The 21792-nt window shown below is 56.8% G+C and carries 13 protein-coding genes, 2 tRNA genes and 2 rRNA genes (1 of these 17 only partly in view); 13 read left to right on the forward strand and 4 right to left on the reverse strand.

Annotated elements, in window-relative coordinates; genetic code table 11:
- Window positions 1-336 precede the first annotated feature (336 nt).
- From ASD54_RS18160 to ASD54_RS18220, 13 genes are all read left to right on the forward strand, one after another.
- On the forward strand, window positions 337-678 hold the full coding sequence (locus tag ASD54_RS18160) for a multidrug efflux SMR transporter (RefSeq protein WP_062425048.1): 342 nt from the start codon (window positions 337-339) through the stop codon (window positions 676-678).
- Window positions 679-745: 67 nt separating this feature from the next.
- Window positions 746-1303 (forward strand): TetR/AcrR family transcriptional regulator, encoded by a 558-nt coding sequence (locus ASD54_RS18165; RefSeq protein WP_062425049.1) that lies wholly within the window; start codon window positions 746-748, stop codon window positions 1301-1303.
- A 7-nt stretch (window positions 1304-1310) separates the two neighbouring features.
- Window positions 1311-4487: a cytochrome P450 gene (locus ASD54_RS18170; protein ID WP_062425050.1), complete on the forward strand. Its 3177-nt coding sequence runs from the start codon at window positions 1311-1313 to the stop codon at window positions 4485-4487.
- Between the two features lie 187 nt (window positions 4488-4674).
- Entirely contained in the window at window positions 4675-5733 is a 1059-nt protein-coding gene (locus tag ASD54_RS18175) for an HlyD family efflux transporter periplasmic adaptor subunit (protein WP_062425064.1), read from the forward strand.
- Window positions 5730-8501, forward strand: a complete 2772-nt coding sequence (gene rbbA, locus ASD54_RS18180) for a ribosome-associated ATPase/putative transporter RbbA (RefSeq protein WP_156379280.1) — start codon at window positions 5730-5732, stop codon at window positions 8499-8501. Before ASD54_RS18175 ends, rbbA begins: the two co-directional genes overlap by 4 nt.
- 4 nt (window positions 8502-8505) lie before the next feature.
- Window positions 8506-9624, forward strand: a complete 1119-nt coding sequence (locus ASD54_RS18185) for an ABC transporter permease (RefSeq protein WP_062425051.1) — start codon at window positions 8506-8508, stop codon at window positions 9622-9624.
- Window positions 9625-9812: 188 nt separating this feature from the next.
- Window positions 9813-10850: an alpha/beta fold hydrolase gene (locus ASD54_RS18190; protein WP_225244831.1), complete on the forward strand. Its 1038-nt coding sequence runs from the start codon at window positions 9813-9815 to the stop codon at window positions 10848-10850.
- The gene (locus tag ASD54_RS18195) at window positions 10847-11797 is read left to right on the forward strand and encodes a LysR family transcriptional regulator (protein ID WP_062425052.1); all 951 of its coding nucleotides are present in this window, start codon (window positions 10847-10849) and stop codon (window positions 11795-11797) included. The genes ASD54_RS18190 and ASD54_RS18195 overlap by 4 nt, the downstream gene beginning before the upstream one ends.
- A 523-nt stretch (window positions 11798-12320) precedes the next feature.
- On the forward strand, window positions 12321-13436 hold the full coding sequence (locus ASD54_RS18200; RefSeq protein WP_162248430.1) for an efflux RND transporter periplasmic adaptor subunit: 1116 nt from the start codon (window positions 12321-12323) through the stop codon (window positions 13434-13436).
- Window positions 13437-13447: 11 nt separating this feature from the next.
- Window positions 13448-16522: an efflux RND transporter permease subunit gene (locus ASD54_RS18205; RefSeq protein ID WP_062425054.1), complete on the forward strand. Its 3075-nt coding sequence runs from the start codon at window positions 13448-13450 to the stop codon at window positions 16520-16522.
- Window positions 16523-16665: 143 nt separating this feature from the next.
- Window positions 16666-17202, forward strand: coding sequence for a TetR/AcrR family transcriptional regulator (locus ASD54_RS18210; RefSeq protein ID WP_082546390.1), 537 nt, complete (start codon window positions 16666-16668; stop codon window positions 17200-17202).
- 534 nt (window positions 17203-17736) lie between these two features.
- Window positions 17737-17922 carry a hypothetical protein gene (locus tag ASD54_RS18215; protein WP_062425056.1) on the forward strand — a complete coding sequence of 62 codons (186 nt, stop codon included), beginning with the start codon at window positions 17737-17739 and terminating at the stop codon, window positions 17920-17922.
- Window positions 17923-17944: 22 nt separating this feature from the next.
- Complete coding sequence (locus ASD54_RS18220) at window positions 17945-19690, forward strand: recombinase family protein (RefSeq protein WP_082546393.1); 1746 nt, start codon at window positions 17945-17947, stop codon at window positions 19688-19690.
- Here ASD54_RS18220 and ASD54_RS18225 read toward each other — a convergent pair.
- From ASD54_RS18225 to ASD54_RS18240, 4 genes are all read right to left on the reverse strand, one after another.
- Window positions 19647-19723, reverse strand: a tRNA-Met gene (locus tag ASD54_RS18225). The two genes, ASD54_RS18220 and ASD54_RS18225, sit on opposite strands and share 44 nt — an antisense overlap.
- Window positions 19724-19828: 105 nt before the next feature.
- A tRNA-Met gene (locus ASD54_RS18230) sits at window positions 19829-19905 on the reverse strand.
- A 262-nt stretch (window positions 19906-20167) separates the two neighbouring features.
- Window positions 20168-20282: ribosomal RNA gene (gene rrf, locus ASD54_RS18235) — 5S ribosomal RNA — on the reverse strand.
- 253 nt (window positions 20283-20535) lie between these two features.
- Window positions 20536-21792, reverse strand: a 23S ribosomal RNA gene (locus tag ASD54_RS18240); it runs 1547 nt beyond the window's last position.

Genomic DNA, 21792 nt, shown 5'->3' on the forward strand with positions numbered 1-21792 from the left:
AACACGGCCTCACCGCTTGGATGAAGCAATTTCAGCTAGCTCCCTTCGCTGAGAGAGCGCCATTTTCTGGTTATTCCTGAGCCGGATAAGTGAGGCCAAAACAATCCTCCCACAACCGACTTTGAGCGCCAGCGAATACAACACGAACCTGCGGGCAATATAGTTACTATCTTCAAGCTGCCTGCGTTCTGTCGACATAAGCCCTCACCAGCCGAAGGGGCGAAACCATTCTTTACAGGCAACCATCCAGATGGTATGTTTGTGTAATTGGGTGGCGTTCTCGCTTCCCTGGCATCATGTGCCTTATCTGGCAGATCGAAGGATGGAAGCCTGAACATGTCTCTATTTACAACTTACATTGCCCTTGGCATCGCGATCGCGTTGGAAGTCGTCGGTACTTCGGCCTTGCAGGCATCACAGCAGTTTACCCGCACTGTCCCGACAATCGTCATGGCCGTGAGTTATCTCAGCGCCTTTTACTTTCTGTCCCTGGCGCTGCGCACCATTCCCGTTGGAATCGCTTATGCGATCTGGAGCGGATTGGGGATCGTGCTCATCTCGATCGTCGGCCTTGTCGTCTTCAAGCAGAAGCTTGATCTCCCGGCTGTGCTGGGGCTGGCGATGATCGTGGGTGGTGTCGTCGTGGTGAATGTGTTCTCCAAGGCTGTGACCCACTGACAATGCCAGGGCCAGCCCCAAATCCGTCAGAACGGCAGCTCGCCCCCTCAAAGGATACCATTCGAAAATGACGACAGGATATCACCGCAAGAAGCAGCCCGAACTTGTGCGACAGCAATTGCTCGACGTCACGGCGCAAGTATTGGCCGACAAGGGTACGGCGCATCTGACGCTCGATCTGCTTGCTCGCGAGGCAGGCGTTACCAAAGGCGGGCTGTTGCATCATTTCCCCAACAAGAATGCTCTGCTGGAGGCTTTGTGCGACGAACTTTTGCGGCAGATGAATGACCATATCGCCGAGGTCATGGCGAATGATCCTGAACCGACGGGGCGGTTTTCCCGCGCTTACCTGGATGTTTTTTCGCGCAAGGCTTCCGAAGCGGGCGGCACCAACACGCTCTACGCCGCGCTTTTTGCCGAGGCCAACATGCGCGATCGGTGGCGTGACTGGCTCGAACAGCGCTATCGTCAGCATGAAGATACCGACTCTGCGCTCCTGGCCGTGATCGTCCGTCTTGCCGCGGACGGACTATGGTTCGTCGAGTTGATAGACGGCCCAAAACAATTGCAGGACCGTCGCCAGGAACTCCTCGCTGAACTGAACGCAATGACGCGTCGCAAGTGAGGTAGCCGTGACCTCTTCTGCCAGCATTCCTCAGCCACCAACCAGACCCATTGTCGGCAATCTGTTTGACATGGATGTCAATGCTCCTGTGCAGAGCATGATGAAGCTGGCCGAGACCTATGGTCCGTTTTTCCGGCTACGCGTTTTCGATCAGGTATTTCATCTCGTCAGTTCACAGGAACTCGTTGATGAGTTGAGCGACGAGAGCCGCTTCACCAAGCGCGTCGATGTTTCCCTTGAGCAATTGCGCCCCATCGCTCGCGATGGCTTGTTCACCGCCTATACCGAAGAGCCGAATTGGGGAAAGGCGCACCGCATCCTCATGCCGGCTCTCGGCCCGATCGGGGTGCGCTCGATGTTCGGCGAAATGCAGGACATCGCCAATCAGATGTTTCTCCGCTGGGAGCGTTTCGGACCCGAGGTCGGCATCGACGTCGCCGACAACATGACGCGTCTGACCCTCGACACGATTGCGCTGTGCGGATTCAACTATCGTTTCAACAGTTTCTATCAGAACGAATTGCATCCTTTCGTGGGCGCAATGACGGGCGCTCTGACCGAGGCTGGCCAAAGAGCCATGCGTCCCGAATTCCTGACCGCTCTGATGTTCAGCAAGTCGCGGCAATTTCGCAAGGACGCCGAGACACTGCATTCCGTCGCCCAGAAAATCGTGGCCGACCGTAAGGCCGACCCCGATGCGGCTGAACGGAACGACCTTCTCAGCCGCATGCTGAACATGGCGGATCCCGAGACCGGCGATAGGCTCTCGGAGGAGAACATCGCCTATCAGATGGTGACCCTCCTCGTCGCCGGTCATGAAACGACCAGCGGGCTCCTGTCCTTCGCGACCTATCTTCTGCTGCGTAACCCCGAAGGGCTTCAGAAGGCTCGCGCTATCGTCGATGACGTTCTGGGCGACGAGATGCCCCGCATCGAGCATCTTGCCCAGCTCCGCTATATCGAACAGTTGCTGATGGAAAGTCTGCGGCTTTGGCCGACAGCCGCCGCCTATTCCGTCAAGCCTTTGAAGGACACCACCCTTGGGGGGCGCTATCCGGTGACGACAGACGACACGGTGATGGTCCTCGGGCCGTCGCTACACCGGGATCCAAAGGCATGGGACGAACCTGAAGCGTTCCGCCCGGAACGCTTCGCTCCGGAAAACGCCGACAAGCTGTTGGCCAATGCCTGGAAGCCATTCGGCAATGGCCAACGTGCCTGCATCGGCCGATCGTTTGCGATGCAGGAAGCACAGCTCGTCCTGTCGATGATGCTGCAGAGGTTCGATTTTAGTTTCGAAGACCCTTCCTACAAACTCAAGATCCATGAAAGCCTGACGCTCAAGCCGGAAAATCTCAGGATCAAGGCGCGCATTCGACGTCCTGCCGACCAACTCGTGCGCGCGACGATCGTCGCGACGAGCTCTGGCGCCACAACGTCGGAATGCTCACCTGCAATTGCCGACGATGAAAGCCTGACGCAGCTCAAGGTTCTCTATGGCAGCAATGCGGGCTCAGCCGAGGCTTTGGCGAACAGGATTGCCGCTGAAGCGCGCGCGCATGGATTCGCGCCGACCCTGGCCCCCATGGATCGTTTCGCCGATGACATTCCTCGCAATGGAGCAGTGATTGTCGTCACAGCTTCATATGAAGGTCAGCCGCCGGACAATGCGCGTCAGTTCGTACCCGCAATCGAAAGCTGCCCCACAGACAGCCTGCGGGACTTGCGTTTTGCCGTGTTCGGTTGCGGCAACAAGCAATGGGCCCGCACTTGGCAGGCCATTCCGAAGCGTGTCGATGCCGCGCTGGAAAAAGCAGGGGCACAGCGTGTGTGGGAACGGGGTGAAGGCGATTCCGGCGGGGATTTCTTCGGAAGCTTCGATGAATGGTCCGCCGGAATGTGGTCTGCGCTTGCGGTAGCGTTCGGCAAGGAAGCAATTGCACTCGAGACCGCTTCGCCTCTTGAGCTGGAGTTTATAAAGGGCAGGCGTGAGGCACTGCTTCGACTTGTGGACCTGCGGCAAGGGATTGTTGTCGAAAACCGGGAATTGGTGAGCTTGCATTCACCGGATGCGCGGTCGAAGCGCCATATTGAGCTCAAGCTGCCGGTGGGAGTGACGTACCGGGCGGGCGATTATCTGGCTGTTCTCCCACGCAATTCCGATGACCTTGTCGACAGGGCGCTGCGGCGGTTCGGTCTTGCATCCGATGTGATGGTGACAATCAGCAGCCAAGCCGCGTCACGAGGGCTGCCTGCTGGACACCCGATCAGTTGCGGCGATCTCCTGTCCAACTATGTCGAACTGTCAACGCCTGCAACAAAAGCGCAGGTCCGCACGCTTGCGATATCGACCAAATGCCCACCGGAGCAGGCCGAGCTTCAGTTGCTGGCGGCGGTGCGCTACGACGAGGAGGTTCTCCCACGGCGATTGAGTGTGCTGGATCTGCTGGACCGTTTCGCCTCGTGCGCGCTTGGCTTTGCGGAATGGTTGCAGATGCTGCCACCCATGACGATACGGCAATATTCGATTTCGTCATCGCCGCTCTGGAACCCTCAGCACGTCACACTTACCATCTCAGTCGTGGACGCGCCGGCACTGTCCGGTATGGGTCGTCATCGGGGCGTGGCCTCCAGCTACATGGCGTCTCGCGCGCCAGGCGACCGGGTTTCCATCGCCGTGCGTCCGTCAAACTCCCGTTTCCATCCCCCCACAGACACATCTAAGCCCATCGTGTTGATCTGCGCGGGATCCGGGATAGCGCCGTTTCGGGGCTTTCTTCAGGAGCGGTCGATACAGAAGTCCAATGGAAGGAAGGTTGGCCCCGCGCTCCTGTTCTTCGGCGTCGATCACCCGGATGTGGATTTTCTCTATCGCGACGAACTGGCCGCCTGGGAACGCGATGGCGTCGTCACCGTACTGCCTGCCTTCTCGGCTCGGCCTGAGGGCGACGTATCGTTCGTCCAGCATCGGGTGTGGTCCGAGCGTGCCCGCATCGCAAAACTGTTTCAGGAAGGGGCGACCGTCTTCGTCTGCGGAGACGGCAAGCAAATGGCTCCTGCCGTACGCGATACGCTCATCAAGACCTATCGCGAAGCCTCGGGGGCGAGCGAGGACGAGGCGCACGTCTGGGCCGACGTGATCGAGCGGGAACAGGGGCGATACGTCTCCGACGTCTTTTCCTGAGAGCTCGCGCATGCAAGGGGAGCCGTTTTTGTGCGGCGCGCCGATGCAGGTTGATGACGCACTCGAAAGCCTTCCGACGAATTGGGCGGCAGTCTGGGGCAAGAATAATGACACTTACACTGTGGGAACCTCAAGCAGGTCCCACAGACAGATGAGAAAAGCCTTGGAGGGCGATATTTTGAATTTCATGCGGAACGGGCTTCTTATTATCGCCGGCATTTCTGTTGTTGCCGCCGGTTACTATGCATGGACAATATATGGCAGCTCCGGGCTTCCAGATGGCATAGCGAGAGGTAACGGTCGCATTGAAGCGACCGAGGTTGATGTGTCGGCCAAAGCAGGGGGCCGCATCAAGGAAATCCTTGTCAACGAAGGCGACTACGTCACCGAAGGACATGTGCTCGCCAACATGGACACGCTTCAGCTTCAGGCAAGACGCCGGCAAGCTGAAGCGGCCTTGCAGCGGGCCGTTATAAGTATAGACACAGCGAAAAGCACCCTTGACCAAAGGGAGGCTGAGAAAAAAGCGGCATTAGCCGTCGTTTCTCAACGTGAATCCGAGCTTGGCGCGGCGGAAGGGCGGCTCGCTCGCAGCGAGCAGTTGATGCGAACCAACACAACGTCGCAACAGGTCCTTGATGACGATCGCGCCAGGGCGCAAAACGCCCGCGCCGCAGTTGCTGCAGCCGAGGCGTCTGTCGGAGCCTCGAACGCCGCTATCAGTGCAGCCAGAGCAATGATTGTCGATGCCAGCGCTGCTGTTGATGCGGCGCGGGCGGAGATTGAGAGTATCGAAGCGGATATCGACGACGGCACCCTCAGATCGCCTCGCGACGGACGCATCCAGTATCGCATCGCACAGCCCGGAGAAATCCTGTCTCCTGGTGGCAAGGTCATCAATCTTGTCGATCTCGGCGATGTCTACATGACTTTCTTCCTGCCGACCGTCCCGGCAGGCCGTATCGCCATCGGATCGGATGTTCTGCTGGTTCTGGATGCCGCGCCTGAATACACCATACCTGCCACGGTCAGCTTCATCGCGGACGTCGCCCAATTTACACCAAAAACCGTCGAGACGACGGAGGAACGTCAGAAACTGATGTTCCGCATCAAGGCGAAAGTCTCGCAGGAACTGCTTCGCCGATATGTTCAGCACGTCAAAACCGGCCTTCCCGGCGTAGCCTACATCCGCACTGATCCTGCGACCGCCTGGCCGGAAAACTTGAGCCGGAACCTCGTTAAATGAATAGCCCTTCACCCTTGATCTCGGGTGCCTGGGAACCTGCCGGCACGGTTGCCAGCTTGAGTGACGTCAGCTTGCGCTATGGCAAGACGCTTGCCCTCGACAGCATTACACTCGACGTCCCCGCAGGCGGGATGATCGGTCTGATAGGTCCTGACGGCGTCGGCAAGTCCAGCCTGCTTTCGCTGATATCGGGTGCGCGCGCCGTCCAGGATGGGACCGTTGAGGTGCTGGGTGGCGATATGCGTAGCAAGCACCACCGTAACGCAGTGTGCCCGCGCATTGCCTATATGCCTCAGGGATTGGGCAAGAACCTTTATCCCACGCTTTCGGTCGAGGAGAACTTGCAATTTTTTGCAAGGCTTTTTGGCCACAACGCCGCTGAACGACGCCGACGCATTGATAATCTCACCCGCAGTACGGGACTGGACGGATTCCTGTCGCGCCCTGCCGGAAAGCTTTCGGGGGGCATGAAGCAGAAACTCGGTCTGTGCTGCGCATTGATCCATGACCCCGACCTGTTGATCCTTGACGAACCGACCACGGGAGTCGATCCGTTAGCGCGGGCCCAGTTCTGGGACCTGATCGGGCGCATCCGTCTGGATCGTTCCGATATGAGCGTGATTGTGGCCACCGCCTACATGGACGAAGCTCAACGCTTCGACTGGCTCGTGACCATGGATGCTGGTCGGGTGCTCGCGACCGGCACACCGATCGAATTGCTGGAACGCACACATAGCCAAAATCTGGAACAGGCGTTCATCGCAATGCTTCCGGACGAGAAAAAGAGCGGGTATGCGCCGGTGGAGATCCCGCCGCTCCACGCCAGCGATGACGACATAGCAATTGAAGCTGAAGGCCTGACCATGCGTTTCGGCGACTTCGTCGCTGTCGACCATGTCTCATTTCGTATTCGTCGGGGCGAGATCTTCGGTTTCCTTGGATCCAACGGTTGCGGCAAGTCCACCACGATGAAGATGCTGACCGGCCTTCTGCCCGCCAGCGAAGGACGGATTTCATTGTTCGGCAAACCGGTCGATCCGAGCAATATCGATATCCGGCGACAGGTTGGCTACATGTCGCAGGCGTTCTCGCTCTACCGCGAATTGACGGTGCAGCAGAACCTGGTTCTGCATGCGCGGCTTTTCCATGTGCCTGAAGCCGAAATTCCATCCCGATGCCAGGAGATGGCAGAACGCTTTAGTTTGCAGGAAGCGCTCGACAGTCTGCCTGACAGCCTTCCTCTCGGGATCCGCCAGCGCCTGTCGCTGGCTGTCGCCATGGTGCATAGGCCCGAGTTGCTGATCCTCGACGAGCCGACATCCGGCGTCGATCCTGTAGCACGCGACAATTTCTGGCGGCTGCTGATCGAACTGTCGCGGCGCGACAAGGTTACGATATTCATCTCGACACATTTCATGAATGAAGCCGAGCGTTGCGACCGTATGTCGATGATGCACGCCGGCAAGGTGCTCGATAGCGACGTACCGGCGAAACTGGTCGAAAAACGTCAGGCGCAAAACCTTGAAGATGCTTTCATCGGCTATCTGATCGAAGCGGGCGGCGGCGCGGCTGAGCCGGGACCGGGCACCCCTCAGACGCCCGATACGTCGCAGCAGCGGATGGAACATGCACCGGTGCAACGGTTCTTCAGCTTTCAACGCATGGCCAGCTATATGTGGCGTGAGGCGCTGGAACTGCGCCGCGATCCAATCCGCGCAACGATGGCACTTGCGGGCTCGCTGCTGCTGATGTTTGTCATCGGATACGGGATCAGTCTTGATGTTGAGAAGCTCCGTTACGCGGTTCTCGATCGCGATCAGACCACGCTCAGTCAGAATTATAGCCTGAACCTGACTGGCTCGCGTTACTTCAAAGAGCAACCACCCATCATTGACTACGACGATCTCGACGCGCGCATGCGCAGCGGTGAATTGACCTTGGCAATAGAGATTCCACCAGGCTTTGCGCGCGACGTCATGCGTGGGCGAAACGTGCAGATCGGCGCCTGGATCGACGGGGCAATGCCGATGCGCGCCGAAACCGTGCAGGGCTATGTTCAGGGAATCCATTTCCAATGGCTGGCTCAGCAGATAACCGATCGCACGGGCACCGCCCCAAAAGGCAATGCAGTCATTGAGACGCGCTTCCGGTACAATCCCGACGTCCGCAGCCTGCCCGCAATGGTTCCGGTCGTCGTCCCCCTCCTGCTCCTGATGCTGCCGGCAATGCTGACCGCACTGGCTGTCGTGCGTGAAAAGGAGATGGGGTCAATTATCAATCTTTATGTCACCCCCGTAACCCGCACCGAGTTCATGCTCGGCAAGCAAATGCCCTATGTCGTGCTGGCGCTGATCAACTTCTTTCTTATGACATTGCTCGCGGTGACTGTCTTTGATGTTCAGATGACCGGTAGTTTTTGGCCTCTCCTGCTGGCAGCACTTGTCTTCAGCATCAGCGCGACCGGGATGGGCCTCCTGGCCTCAGCGATCACAAAGAGCCAGGTCGCAGCGATGTTCATCACGATGATTGGCACGCTGATACCCGCCATGCGCTATGCCGGCCTTCTCGACCCCGTGTCATCGCTGGAAGGCTCGGGCCGCCTGTTTGGTGAGATCTATCCAGCCACCCACATGTTCACCATCAGTCGCGGCGTGTTCAGCAAGGGCCTGGCGATGCCGGATTTGTATGACACCCTGCTGCCACTATTGCTCTCAGCACCGGTGATCGTTGGCGTAGCGATTGCACTTCTGAAGAAACAGGAGCGCTGAGACGATGAAGCGCCGCCTCGCCAACATTTTCCGTCTCGGTGTCAAGGAGCTCTGGAGCCTCTGGCGCGACCCGCTGATGCTCCTGCTGATCGTCTACACCTTCACATCCCTGGTGCACACCACCGCAACCTCGATGCCGGAAACGCTCCAGAACGCTCCCATCGCAATCGTCGATGAGGATGGCTCGCCGTTATCTCAGCGCATCGTGTCGGCCTTCTACCCCCCAAACTTCAGTCCGCCACAGCTGATTTCACTCGAGGAAATGGACAAGGGGATGGACAAGGGCCGCTTCACGTTTGTGCTCGACATTCCACCCAATTTTCAAAGCGATGTGCTGGCCGGTCGCTCGCCCCAGATCCAACTCAACGTCGATGCGACCCGCATGACGCAGGCGTTCAGCGGCAACGGCTACGTACAACAGATCGTCATGAATGAGATTGACACCTTCGTGCAGCGATATGGCACCAAGGATACCCTACCCGTCGATCTCGCTTTGCGTACGCGGTTCAACCCCTCCCTTGAGAAATCATGGTTCGGTGGATTGATGGAAATGATGGACAGCGTCATTTTGCTGTCGATCGTCCTGACCGGGGCTGCGCTGATCCGTGAGCAAGAGCACGGCACCATCGAGCATTTGCTCGTAATGCCGGTCACCCCATCCGAGATCATGCTGGCGAAAATCTGGTCGATGGGCGCGGTCGTGCTCGTCGCCGTGACGTTCTGTTTGACCTTCGTCGTGCACGGTGTTTTGCACATGCCGGTGCAGGGCTCAGTCCCATTGTTCCTCGTGGGCACGGCAGTCTATCTGTTTGCGACGACTGCCGTGGGCATATTCATGGCCACTGTTGCGCGCAGCATGCCGCAGTTCGGCATGCTTCTTGTGCTGGTACTGGTCCCGCTGCAAATGCTCTCGGGCAGCATGACGCCGCGGGAAAGCATGCCAGAGTTCGTGCAAACCATCATGCTGGCGGCACCCACCACACACTTCGTCGAAGTAGGCGCAGCAATCCTTTTTCGGGGCGCCGGATTTGACGTGGTCTGGAAGCCGTTTCTGGCGCTTCTCGTGATCGGCACCGTGCTGTTCATCCTGGCGTTCCATCGCTTCAGGCAGTTCCTGCGATGAGTTTCACCCTGCCGTTTCCTGTTCGGATAAGGAGCTTCGACCGCGGACCAGCACTCCGGGCTTGTTACGCATTTGCCAATTGCGTTTCGAGAAGACGGATATCTCTCGGCGCATCGCACGCACATATCGCCTTCGTGTTCGCGCTCGTGATGATTTTGACGGGCTGTGCCGGAAAGCCGGGGCCAGAATTGCTGCTCAACACTGTTAATAGTGTCGAAGGTGCCCGGATCGTGACGGTCTATGTCGCCACCACCAGGGAACGGGACGAAACCGGTGCCTTCACATCTGGCCGATCCCGTCAGGTCAGCTATCTCCGATACAAGATATCGATTCCTCCCGGCCACAAGGCCGGGAATGTCGAATGGCCGAAATCACGACCCAATCCGAAAACCGATTTCGTGACGGTAGAACAACAGCTTCTCGACCCCGTTGCTTTCGAAAATGAGATTTCCCGCAAGCGCAACGGCAAACCGCCGACCGTCGGCCTTTTCATTCACGGCTTCAACACCAACTTCACCCAATCCGTCTTCAGAACGGCCCAGGTGGCTTTCGATGCAGACCCGGACGCAACTCCGGTTCTGTTCGCCTGGCCATCGGAGGCAACGGTGGATGGCTACGTCACCGACAAGGATGCAGCCACCTATTCGCGCGACCAATTGACTCAACTCATGACCAGCCTTGCTCGCACCCGCACGGCTGGACCGATTACGGTGATGGGCCACAGCATGGGGGCATGGCTAACCGTCGAGGCTCTGCGTCAGCTTCGCATCAGTGGGAACAATGCCACAATACGTCGTCTCCAGGTAATCCTCGCGGCACCAGACATTGATGTAGATGTGTTCACAGCACAGATAACCGCAATCGGACAACTTTCACCGCCGATGACGATCCTCGTGTCACGCGATGACGTCGCCCTTCGGGTCTCTGAGTTTCTATCCAGCGAGCGACACCGGGTGGGCCGGATGGATGTTAACGCACCTGATGTTCAGGCAGCGGTTCGGGCGGCCGGCATACAGGTTGTCGATATCACTGACCTGCCGACAGACGACGCCTTCAAACACGGCGGACTGTTTGCCATCGTCGCCCGCTATCGGGGATTTTCTGACGCCGACGCGTACCGGGCAGATCCCGGTCTCAGACATACCGGAGCGTTCGTATTCAACGCCGTCGGGGCGACGCTATCCAGCCCATTCGTTCTGGCAGGACAGATCATCGGAGGAAAGTGATCATCTCACAATCAAACGCCTCTTTATTGAAATTCGAGTTGCGGCATTTGCGTTATGTCATCGCCGCAGCAGATCATCATAGTTTTCGCCGTGCGGCCCAGATCCTTGCAGTGGAGCCGTCAACGGTCAGCCGGCGCATTCGAGATTTAGAGGACTCCATCGGAACAGCTCTGTTTATCCGCGGAAAGCAACGGCTCACCCTTACCCATGCTGGAGAACGTTTCCTGCAACGGGCACGAAACGCTGTGAACCAACTCACCCAGGCCACCCTGGATGTTGGAACGATTGGCCAAGGCCAGTCCGGCGTCGTGCGAATTGGTCTGATATCCTCAATGGCATCGGGTTTCATTTCCGAGTTGCTGAGAGCCTACGCCGCCGAGCATATAGGGGTGAGAATTGAATATGTCGAAGGAGATACGAACGCGCATGTTTCGGCAATCAAGCAGCACCAAATCGACTTAGCATTCCTGGTCGGCGGTTCCCATACTGAGGACTGTGATGAGGTGCATCTCTGGAACGAGCAGGTCTATGTGGCAATGTCAGCGAACCATCAGCTGACCAAAGAAGACAAACTGCGATGGGGCGATCTTTTACACCAAAGTTTCGTCATCAGTGAGGCCCAGTCGGGCTCTAAAATTCAAGAGTATCTTGTAAAGAATCTCGCTGAACAGGGATACAGTCCGAACATCGAGCGCCACGCCGTTTATCGAGACACTCTAATGCAAGTCGTGGCCAGCGCCGAAAGCCTTACAATAACCACCGAAGCGATGGTCGCAGCACACTTCCCCGGTGTCGTGTTCCGTCCGCTTATTGGAGAGAAATTTTCCTTCTACGCTGTCTGGTCGCCCAGCAACGATAATCCTGCCCTTCGTCGAATGCTCAGTTTGGCAAAGATTCTGTCGGATAGCAGTCGAGCGAACGACGCTATAAGCGCGGTTACTGAGTAGCGAAAAATACGATTTCACAACGATAATCATCGAACAATAGTAGATATTTTTATCCATCCCCACTCCTCTTCGGCCTTATAGGCACTCCGCGAGCCGGAGCCACGCGAGCTAATATACGCTGCAAGGGCGGACTTAAGGCGGGACACTGTCTTTCCACTCTACACGGCGTCACTGCCCCGTCGGCACGTATCTTGAACGCTCTACGTGTGGATACAAAACTACTACTGAAACATGCTGAATGACCGCGAGAGATGTTGCCGCGGTATCTCCAACAGCGCCCCGCCAAGCGATGTTTGTGGTTTCTCTTGCCATCAGCACACGGCACGTCACCACCTATTGCCATCAAACCATCCAGATGGTATCTTCTGGAAATGCGTATCGAGAATGGTGGTTCTCGACGGCTCACTGCGACTGACGCTTCGGGGCTTCCGGTCCCCACTGAACGCTTCTGGCGCCGTGCGTGAACTGACCCGAGACGTTCAAGGTTTTGAGGTTTTAATCTTTGTTGATGAATGGGAATCTCATGCGATCTACGACGTCTTCCGGGCACGCTGACATAGCGAAATCGAAGGTTCGGATCCTATTATCGGGCATCACCGTGGCGCTGGCAGTGACACTTGCTGGGTGCAAAGGTGAAGAAAAATCCACCACTGGCACCGGCGGGTCCGCATTCGTATCTGCCGCGGTCGCCAGCAAGGATCTTGGCACATCTGAAGTGATTACCGGCGTCGTAGAGTCGAAGGAGCCGCTGCAGGCCAGCGCCGCCCAAGGCGGCCGCATCGTCCAGCTCAATGGCAATGTCGGTGATGCGGTAGACGCGGGTCACATACTCGCCATGATCGATGACACCTCCGCGAAACTGAGGATCCGACAGGCTGAGGAAGAACTACGGAGGGTGGAGGCGCTCTCCATTGACCGAGCGGCGGCTGCACAGCGGATCAGCACTCTGGCTGCCAAGGGCTCCGCTTCAGAGGCAGGGCGTTCTGCCGCTGTCGCTGAGGCCACTGCAACTCAAGCCGCTCTGGATTCCGCACGAGCGGCGGTCTCCTTTGCCAAGAACGAAGCCGACCTTTTTATTGTTCGAGCGTCAAGCGCCGGCCGGATTTCGACACGCACGGCTGAGGTCGGTGCGGTTGTCGCTCCGGGGCAGGTACTGTTCTCAATCGAAAATGAAAGCGGCCGGGTCATCGCAGCCACTGCACCGCAGGCACTGGCGGCCCAACTCAAGTCGGGTCAGAGCGCCCGTTACACGGCTGGCTCCACCGAGGGTGAAGCGGTCATTCTTTCGGTTTCGCCGAAAGTGGAGAGCGGCGGCGTCGTGCGGGTCAGACTGGAAGTGAAGACCGGCGGCGTTTTGCCCGGCGCTATCGTGCAGGTCAGTATTGCCGGTGATGTGGGCGATCAAACCATCAAGCGAGTACCTGCTACGGCGATAAACCTCGATGGCGGCGGCTCAAGTTATGTCTACCTCATCAAAGACGGCGGCCAGATCGAACGTACTGCCGTTAGGCTTCGCGGCCTGGAGGGAGCTGACGCTCGTATATCGGCTCCATTTCCTGTCGGTGCGTCCGTCGTAGCAGCCGGCGGCGCGTTCCTTCGAGATGGGCAATCCGTCAAGATTGTCACTCCCGGTTTGTGAGGCACGCCGACATGAAATCACTTCCATTTTCTTTGACCGGCGCTGCTTTTTCACGTCCGCGCTTTGTTCTGGTCACAGCCGTTCTGGCTTGCATAGTCGGCTTCATCGCACTCCTTGATTTTCCTGCAACGGAAGAACCAACCGTCACCCTCCGGGTCGCGACCGTCGAAGCATATCTGCCCGGCGAAACGGCTGATCGCCTCGAAAGCAGCCTCGCACGTCCAATTGAAGAAGCGATCCGAGGACAGAGCGAGGTACGCCTGATCGAGACCCAGATTCGTCCGGGCAGTGTGCTTATCTATGTTTTCCTGCACGAAAATGTCGCGGCCGAGGTTGTACCCGAGATCTGGCAACAGGTCCGGGCGCGCCTCGCTGACGCGCAAGGAGAACTGCCCGCAGGCACGACCGGGCTGCGTCTTAACGGCGATTTTGGCCGGGTCGCGGTCAGGACACTTGCATTGACTGGCGAAGGTTACACCACAGGCCAGTTGGAGATATGGGCAAAGCACATCCGCAATCAGTTGCAAAGCGTGAAAGGTGTTGCAACCGTTTCCCTTCACGGAGTGAGACGCGATATCGCCTATATCGATCTCGATCCAGCCCGCCTTCGTGACGCCGGCATTGGCGTCGCCAATGTCACGCGCGCCCTTGCCAGTCGCGATCAGCGATTGCTAACCGGCGAGATATCGCAAGGCGGGATGTCGATCGCTGTCCAGTCTGGCGACCACCCCATCAGAGTAAGCGAGCTGGCGTCCTTCCCAATCTCAACAGGGAATGGATCCACCGTGTTGCTTGGCTCGATCGCAACAATCCGACAGACCCCTCAGGATCCACCACAAGGCGGAGCATTCTTCAACGGCCAGCCGTCTGTGGTTCTCGGCATTTCGATGCTGAATGGCCTCAACGTGATAAGCTTTTCCGAAGGCTTGGACGAGAAATTGAACGAAGTCCGTTCGTCGCTACCGGCCGGATTGGAAGTTAGTGCAATTACCAATCAGGCTGAAGTCGTCTCGGATGAACTCCAGAAGGTTGGGAAAGTCTTCCTCGAAACTGTCGTGGTGGTTCTGGGCGTCGTCGTGCTGTTCCTGGGATGGCGCAGCGGCCTTGTAACAGGCGCTATCGTTCCGATGACGGTTCTTGTCACTCTCCTCATCATGCAAGCAATCGGGATCGAACTGCATCAGATCTCCATCGCCGCCATCATCATTGCTCTCGGCATCTTTGTCGACAACGGCATCGTCGTCGTTGAGGACTATGAAAGGCGCGTCGCCGAAGGCGAACCGCGTTTTGAAGCGGCCCGCATGGCCGGTGAGACTATGTTCGTCCCTCTTCTGGTATCGTCGCTCGCTATTATTTTCGCATTCATACCGTTGGTAGCCGGGCAGACCGAGACCGGGGAATACATGCGTAGCCTGGCGATTGTCCTTGCGATAACACTCATCGTTTCGTTGGTGCTCGGTGTTACAGTCATTCCGTTGCTTGCGCCGCGCTTCATCAAAAAAACGCACGGGCATGAGAGTGAAGGTGCGATTATGAGCCGCATCAACCGCGGCTATCATTGGATAGTTACCAAGATTGTTGTTTGGCCATGGCTTGTTGTTACAACAATGGTCACGCTGCTGGTGATAGCCGGGGTTGTTTCCCAATCTATTCCGCCCGAACTTTTTCCGTTTTCTCAGCGTAAGCAGATCCAGGTTCCGATTGAGTTCTCCCCTGGAATCGGAACTGCTCAAACGATGCAAACGGCGCAGCGTCTGTCACAAACTTTGGCCGATAAAAACGAGTTTCCGCAAGTCACTAGCCATGTCGTTTATGTCGCTGACGGTGGACCTCGGTTTATCCTCGGCCTCAACCCTCCAAAGCCTGCGCCAAATAGAGCCTATGCAGTCGTCAACATTGCGGATCACGCCGACCCTGATGCTCTTGTCGCCCAAATAAAAAGTAGTTTGAAGGAGCATTTCCCCGAGGGAAAGTTTGATCCAAAACGTTTTTCTCTCGGCGCTACGGAGGCGGGAACAGCTGTGTTTCGTCTCGAAGGGGCTGATCGAACCGCGCTGCAGAATGCCGCACAAAAGCTTTCAGAACAGCTTCACCAGATAGCCGGGATGGCCCGTGTTGATACCAACATGGAAGCCCCCCAACTACGCCTGTCAATTAGCGTTGATCAACAACGTGTCGCTGCTGCCGGCCTATCCAATAACGAGGTCTTTGAAGCCGTCAACGGTGCCCAGAGCGGGGTCTACGCGACGACAATCCGTGAAGGCAACTCAAACATACCCGTTTTCGTGCGCGGCGATCAGGGAGATCGTCTTTCGATTGATCGACTGGCCTCCCTCCCGGTTGGGGGCAGCAAGGCTGGTATTCCCCTAGGGGCAGTGGCAACAATTGACCTAAGCCATCAGCAGTCAGTGGTCAGCCGGCGCGATTTGTTGCCGACGATCGAGGTCTCTGCGCGGCACGAGACTATGAATGCATCGGCCTTGATGGCCGCTGCCCAACCGATATTGGCCGAACTCCATCTCCCCCCGGGCCACAAAGTCGCGTTCGGAGGGGAAATCGAGGAAAATCAAAAGACCAATGCAGGGCTCTATGGATATGCTCCTCTGGCATTGATCGCCATGTTTCTATTGTTCCTTTGGCAGTTCGGCAGCACAAGGAAGGCGCTGATTGTAATCGCATCCATGCCGTTTGTTTTAATTGGCGGCACCCTTGGTGTTTTGATATCCGGCGAGCCGATGAGCTATACGGCGACGATTGGTTTCCTCGCCCTCATGGGCATCATCGTCAACAATGCAGTGCTGATGCTCGACAGGATAGCCGAAGAACGCAGATCCGGGCGCGAGCTGCTGGATGCGGTGGGCCATGCCGCAGAAGTTCGGCTCCGTCCGATCCTGATGACCAAGATGGTCTGTATCGCCGGTCTAATACCCCTCTTCATGTTCGGCGGGCCTCTATGGCGGCCGATGGCGGCCGTCATGATGGGCGGCTTGGCGCTCGGGACATTGATCACCCTGTTTTTGATACCCGCGCTCTATGCTTTGGCATTCAGGAGGAAGAGCGACGACTACCATGCACCTCAGAATTAAAGCCAAAGAATTGAGACAATTCCGATCGTTAATGAGAAGCCGACGTTCTCCGGCTGTACTGGAGACGCAAGCTTCATCAGTTGATCACTTGTAGTGATCCGAGTGACAAACTGGAGAGTAATGTGGGCCGGCATCGTAGAATCATGAGGGATGAGATTCTCGATGCAGCCGAGTGTGTACTGGTGGAACTAGGTACCGCCGGCTTGTCAATATCTGCGGTAGCCCAGAAGGCCGGAGTGAGCAAATCCACCGTACTTTATGATCACAAGTCGAAGACCGCTCTTCTTGAAGCGCTGATCGATCGCCGGATCAACCAGAAATTCGAGCGGCAGGCTCTGGAGATAATGGCAGCTGGTTCTGCGCCCAATCCAGAACTGTTTGGGCGGATCAGGGATGCGGAAAAAATCGATGAAGAGGCCAGGCACGCCATGGCGATGGTGATGAGAGTATCCGTTTCCCGTAGCGGCAAATTAGGGAAGAAGATTCAAGATGTGATGCTCTCTGATCTCCAGAAGATGGCATCGGGAGCGCGCCCACGTTCCGCTCTTATGGCATACCTCGCATTATCAGGCTTCTATTTCACTGAAATAATTGGATTCTATAGCTGGGATCCAGAGGAACGAGCCAAAATATTCGAAGGAGTTCGAGCGATATACGAATCGTATCCCGAGACGGACTAGCTTCGGTGAGGAGTTTCTAGCAGAGCATCTGAAGAAGGTTATGCGCTTACGCAACCCACGCCGCCCATGCTGTCGCTCACGGTGTTAATCCGTGAAAGCTTATATCGTCCGGACCGCCCCATCCGGACGGTTGGCCCCATCCCGTCCCGCCCCCGGAACGGGATGGGGCGTCTCCTAACGCACTCATCATACTCGTCAGTTGCGCAACTCTCGTTCGATGCGCCGAAACATCCAGCACAAAAGAGTGCGACACGCTAAACGTCAATCAGGCCTTGAGAAACTGGCTACTCCCAGCTACAATTGGCAACAAAGATATGGCTGGAGCGTCGTCGTGTGCACGATGACGCTCATTATCCCTGTGAGCCTATAGCTGCACTTTTTCGCGCCAGTATTTGCGCGACGCTATGCTTCGCAGGATTACGCCATTGCCCGATTTATCAACCGTTTCAAGGTCATTTTCCGCCGTCTACTTCTCTGTAAACAGAGAGATTTTCGCGCCATTGTCGTTCTGCGACCCACAGGATGAGCGCGAATATGGCACGGGATACAAAGACCAAGCGGAAGGAGCAGAAGGAGTTCGGGCAACCCGAGCTCACTCTCCTACGCATGGGCGCTGGCCCAGATCCGCGCCTGGTCGATATGGTTCGCCTTCTCGCACGTCGTGCTGCGACCGAGCTCTACGAGCAGGAGCGGGAGAAGCGCCACACAGCGCGCTCCTGATCAAATCTCAGGAGGTTGCATCGTGAAAGTCGCTGTCTACGCTCGCTATTCATCGGACAACCAGCGGGACGCATCCATCGCCGACCAGCTGCGCGTATGTCGCCTCCATGCTGAAAAGCATGGTTGGCATATTGTCGAGGAATATACCGATCACGCAGTGTCCGGCGCCTCCCTGCTCCGCCCCGGCATCCAGGGACTGATCACCGATGCCAATCGTGGCCGGTTCGATATCATCCTTGCCGAGGCAATGGACCGGCTGTCTCGCGATCAAGAGGACATTGCGGGCATCTTCAAGCGCATGACCTATTCCGACGTGAAAATCGTCACCCTTTCCGAGGGAGAGATCACTCATTTGCATGTCGGCCTCAAGGGCACGATGAATGCGCTGTTCCTCAAAGACCTTGCCGACAAAACGCGCCGCGGACAGCGCGGCCGTGTAGAAGCCGGTAAGTCCGGTGGAGGAAACTGCTACGGTTACGATGTCGTCAAGAAGCTGGACGGCAACGGCGAGCCAGTACGCGGGGACCGGACCATCAACGAGATTGAAGCCGACGTCATCCGTCGCATCTTCAGGGACTACAACACCGGCAAGTCGCCAAAGCGCATTGCTGTCGAGTTGAACAAGGACGCCATCGCTGCGCCGGGTGGTGGAGATTGGGGCTTCAGCACCATCAATGGCAATGCCAAGCGCGGCAACGGCATTCTCAACAACGAGATGTACATTGGCAAACTGGTCTGGAACCGTCAGCGGTTTATCAAGGACCCGGACACTGGCAAGCGCCAAGCGCGGCCAAACCCCGAATCCGAATGGATTATTCAAGAAGTGCCCGAACTCCGCATCCTCGACGAGGACCTGTGGAACGCGGCAAAGAGCCGCCAAGCCGCCATTAAGCACACGAGAGGCGATGGCGGGGCAGTCGAGAACCATTTCCGTGAACGCCGGCGACCGAAATACCTCTTTTCCGGCCTAACGAAATGTGCCCGCTGCGGTGGCGGCTACTCGATGATCTCAGCGGATCTGGTCGGCTGCTCGACAGCGAGGAACAAGGGAACCTGCGACAATCGCAAGAACATTCGCCGTGACCGGCTCGAGGCCCGCGTGCTCAGCTCCCTTCGCCACCATTTGATGGACCCGGCCCTATTTAAGGAATTTTGTGACGAGTTCACCCGCGAGATGAACCGGCTGCGCATGGAGGGACGTGCATCGATCGATTCGGCCGAAGCAGAAATCAAAAAGATCGACCGGGAACTGGACACCCTTCTGAACCTGATCCTAAAGGGCGGAGCCGCCGATCGGCTCAATGAGAAGATGGTGAGCCTTGAGCGCCGAAAAAAGGAAATGGAGCAGTTTCTAGCAGAAGCGGATGAACCTCCGCCCCTCCTGCATCCAAACATGGCAACCTACTATCGCCTTCAGGTCGCGGACCTGTACGACGCCTTGCAAGAGGATTCGGAGGCCAAGCGGATGACAGCGTCCGACATTATCCGGTCGCTGGTGCAAGAGATCATTCTAACGCCCGTCGAAGACGAGCTTCTGATCGACGTTCGTGGGGACCTCGCTGGCATATTGGCCATATCCCTGAACACGAAAAAGCCCGCCACAAGGGCGGGCTCTTCGCAATTAGAGATGGTTGCGGGGACCTGCTCTGGTCAGAACTTGCAAACGCAAAAAAACCGCCCGGTTGGGGCGGCTGATGTGCGCGATGCTAGATCGCAATTAGAGATGGTTGCGGGGGCAGGATTTGAACCTGCGGCCTTCAGGTTATGAGCCTGACGAGCTACCGGGCTGCTCCACCCCGCGTTATGTTTGAGCATTGTCTGGTNGATCGTCTTTGTGTAGCGTTGGTTTGGAAACGCAAAAAGCCCCTTGTTGGGGCTTTTGTGTGTGTTGTTGTGTTTGGATTGTTGGTTGCGGGGGCAGGATTTGAACCTGCGGCCTTCAGGTTATGAGCCTGACGAGCTACCGGGCTGCTCCACCCCGCGTTATGTTTGAGCATTGTCTGGTTATTTGCCAGACTATGTTGTTTCTGTGTCCGTGGCGCATGCCCGGTTGTTTATTGTTTTGTCCTGCCTTTGGCCACTTTTGGTGTCCTTTGGTGGACAGGGCTGCTCTTGGCCTGTGCGTCGCATTTTTGGTATGACGCTTCTAGATTATTTTGCAGCAAAAAGGCCGCGTTGTCAGCGGCCCTTGTCTGTCGGCTTGGGCCGAAGTTTGTGTTGAGAAGATTTTGATTGCCTTTAGCAGACCTGGCAGCGACCTACTCTCCCGCGTCTTAAGACGAAGTACCATTGGCGCTGGGGCGTTTCACGGCCGTGTTCGGAATGGGAACGGGTGCGGCCGCCCCGCCATAACCACCAGGTCGGCTAAGGGCAATGTGATTGAGAAGCTGGTGAAGGTATGAGCCTTCGTTTTTGATTTGAACACGTTATTTGTTTTGTCTCTTTCTGTCTTTGACCTGTTTGAGTGTGCCACCCCTACAGGCCAGCGGCCGTCGCCAATCGTTTGGCGCGCCGTCCTTAAGCCGCAGCAAGCTTTGCTTGCGACAGCGTGAGGACAAAACAGATGGCATCATCTGTGCTGCAGGGCAGCACTGATGAGCATTTTCAATGAGAACGATCAAGCCAATCGGGCTATTAGTAAGGCTAAGCTTCATGCGTTACCGCACGTCCACACGCCTCCTATCAACGTGGTCGTCTTCCACGGCCCTGATAGGGAATACTCGTTTTCAGGTGGGTTTCCCGCTTAGATGCCTTCAGCGGTTATCCCTTCCATATATAGCTACCCTGCTATGCCGTTGGCACGACAACAGGTCCACCAGAGATATGTCCATCCCGGTCCTCTCGTACTAGGGACAGATCCTGTCAATATTCCTACACCCACGGCAGATAGGGACCGAACTGTCTCACGACGTTCTGAACCCAGCTCACGTACCGCTTTAATTGGCGAACAGCCAAACCCTTGGGACCTGCTCCAGCCCCAGGATGCGATGAGCCGACATCGAGGTGCCAAACAACCCCGTCGATATGGACTCTTGGGGGTCATCAGCCTGTTATCCCCGGCGTACCTTTTATCCGTTGAGCGATGGCCCTTCCACGCGGGACCACCGGATCACTATGACCGACTTTCGTCTCTGCTCGACTTGTCAGTCTCGCAGTCAGGCGGGCTTATGCCATTGCACTCGACGACCGATTTCCGACCGGTCTGAGCCCACCATCGCGCGCCTCCGTTACTCTTTCGGAGGCGACCGCCCCAGTCAAACTACCCACCATACACTGTCCCGGATCCGGATAACGGACCGCGGTTAGACATCCATGACGATAAGGGTGGTATTTCAAGGATGGCTCCACGAGAACTGGCGTCCCCGCTTCAAAGCCTACCACCTATCCTACACATGCCGACACGAATGCCAGTGTAAAGCTATAGTAAAGGTGCACGGGGTCTTTCCGTCTGACCGCAGGAACCCCGCATCTTCACGGGGAATTCAATTTCACTGAGTCTATGTTGGAGACAGCGGGGAAGTCGTTACGCCATTCGTGCAGGTCGGAACTTACCCGACAAGGAATTTCGCTACCTTAGGACCGTTATAGTTACGGCCGCCGTTTACTGGGGCTTCGATTCAAAGCTTGCACCTCTCCTCTTAACCTTCCAGCACCGGGCAGGCGTCAGACCCTATACGTCGTCTTATCGACTTCGCAGAGCCCTGTGTTTTTGATAAACAGTCGCTACCCCCTGGTCTGTGCCACCCCAATACACTTGCGTATAATGGGGTCACGCTTCTTCCGAAGTTACGCGTGCAATTTGCCGAGTTCCTTCAACATAGTTCTCTCAAGCGCCTTGGTATACTCTACCTGACCACCTGTGTCGGTTTC

The sequence above is a fragment of the Rhizobium sp. Root149 genome (assembly GCF_001427345.1).
Lineage (GTDB): Bacteria > Pseudomonadota > Alphaproteobacteria > Rhizobiales > Rhizobiaceae > Neorhizobium > Neorhizobium rhizoryzae.

What these genes read in the sequence shown, in the direction of transcription:
- ASD54_RS18160 (WP_062425048.1), top strand. Translation starts at nt 337, where the DNA reads ATGTCTCTATTTACAACTTACATTGCCCTTGGCATCGCGATCGCGTTG.
- ASD54_RS18165 (WP_062425049.1), top strand. Translation starts at nt 746, where the DNA reads ATGACGACAGGATATCACCGCAAGAAGCAGCCCGAACTTGTGCGACAG.
- ASD54_RS18175 (WP_062425064.1), top strand. Translation starts at nt 4,675, where the DNA reads ATGCGGAACGGGCTTCTTATTATCGCCGGCATTTCTGTTGTTGCCGCC.
- rbbA (WP_156379280.1), top strand. Translation starts at nt 5,730, where the DNA reads ATGAATAGCCCTTCACCCTTGATCTCGGGTGCCTGGGAACCTGCCGGC.
- ASD54_RS18185 (WP_062425051.1), top strand. Translation starts at nt 8,506, where the DNA reads ATGAAGCGCCGCCTCGCCAACATTTTCCGTCTCGGTGTCAAGGAGCTC.
- ASD54_RS18200 (WP_162248430.1), top strand. Translation starts at nt 12,321, where the DNA reads ATGCGATCTACGACGTCTTCCGGGCACGCTGACATAGCGAAATCGAAG.
- ASD54_RS18205 (WP_062425054.1), top strand. Translation starts at nt 13,448, where the DNA reads ATGAAATCACTTCCATTTTCTTTGACCGGCGCTGCTTTTTCACGTCCG.
- ASD54_RS18210 (WP_082546390.1), top strand. Translation starts at nt 16,666, where the DNA reads ATGAGGGATGAGATTCTCGATGCAGCCGAGTGTGTACTGGTGGAACTA.
- ASD54_RS18215 (WP_062425056.1), top strand. Translation starts at nt 17,737, where the DNA reads ATGGCACGGGATACAAAGACCAAGCGGAAGGAGCAGAAGGAGTTCGGG.